Annotated in this window: 2 protein-coding genes; one reads left to right on the forward strand and one right to left on the reverse strand. The window is 65.9% G+C overall.

Annotated features, from left to right (window positions below):
- On the reverse strand, positions 1-524 hold a 524-nt coding region (locus tag AC097L_RS24145; RefSeq protein WP_479589262.1), incomplete at its 3' end, for a shikimate dehydrogenase family protein.
- 123 nt (positions 525-647) lie between these two features.
- Here AC097L_RS24145 and AC097L_RS24150 point away from each other — a divergent pair.
- The coding region (locus tag AC097L_RS24150; protein ID WP_479589263.1) for an IclR family transcriptional regulator at positions 648-1,461 on the forward strand (814 nt) is incomplete at its 3' end.

The raw sequence follows: 1,461 nt of genomic DNA on the forward strand, positions 1-1,461 counted from the left end.
AGGCCGGCCAGGCGGTCCACCAGCGTGGTGCGGCGGGCGGTGTCGGCATCAAAGATGGCCAGCTCGCTGACGCCGGCCATCACCAATGCATGGGCAATCGCCGAGCCCGCGCCGCCTGCGCCCACCAGCAAGGCTTTTTTGCCTTCGGGCTGGCAGCCGTTGTCTTGCATGGCGGACACAAAGCCCAGGCCGTCGAACATGTCGCCGTGCCAGCTGCCGTCGGGGTTGCGGCGCATGGTGTTGACGGTGTGCAAGAAGGCGGCGCGGTCCGAAGTGGTGGCGCACAGGTCAAAGCAGGCAAATTTGTGCGGCACGGTGACGATGATGCCGTCCACGTTCTGCGCCAGCGATACGCCGTCGAGCCAGGCCGCCAGCTTGGCCGGGGCCACATGCGCGGGTATGACATAGGCGTTATGGCCATGGGACTGCAGTTCCTGGGTCACGCCTGCGGGGGATTTCACCTGGGCGATCGGGTCGCCGACGATGAAGTGGATGCGGGTGGCACCGCTGAGGGGTTCGGTCATGGGATAAGTCTCCGGAGGGTTTGTGTTGGCTGAATCATAGTCAAAAGTGGAATAGTATTCAAGTATTGAATTTAATTCCGATTTTGGTATGATGCGCTATCGCCACACACAATCGAGCAAGCCATGAACGGTGTTTTAGAACGAACCCTAGCCATCCTGGAGCTGCTGTCCCAGCACGGCGGCGGCCTGGAGCTGGCGGCGATTGCCGACCGGCTCGACATCCCCCGCAGCGCGGTGCACCGCCTGCTGGTGGACCTGGCCCGCTGCGGCTATGTGCGCCAGACGCGTGACCACGGTGACTACCTGCTCACCACCAAACTGGTGTCCATGGGCCTGAGCTTTTTGAGCAACACCGGCATCGTCGACATTGCCCAGCCCCTGCTGGACCGGCTGGCCGAAATCTCCGGCGAGCTGGTGCGCCTGGCGGTGGTGGACGGCAACCGCCTGACCTGGGTGGCCCGCGCCCAGGGTGCCCGCCAAGGCCTGCGCTACGACCCCGACATGGGAAGCGATGCGCGCATCTCCTGCTCGTCCTCGGGCCTGGCCTGGTTGTCCACTCTGGCCGACGACGATGCCCTGGCCCTGGTGGCCCAGCAGGGCGTGGGTCCGGTGGAAGAGTTTGGCCCCAACGCCCCCAAGACCCTGCAAGAAGTGATGGCGCAGGTGCAGGCCACGCGCGAACGCGGCTACAGCCTGACGCAGGAAACCTACACCCCCGGCCTGAACGCCATGGCCGCCCCGGTGTGCCTGGCAGGCCAGGCCCTGGGCACCATCAGCATAGCCGGGCCGTCGGCCCGCTTCACGCTGGAGCGCATGCAGGCCCTGGGCGGTGACCTGGTGTCGCTGGCGGCGCAACTGGCCGCAGCCAGCGGGGCCTCGCCGTTTTTCAACCAGCCGCGGGCGAACGCTGCGGCGGGCTTGCGCAAAATCTACGCCT

Source organism: Rhodoferax sp. RT5P35, from assembly GCF_056521385.1.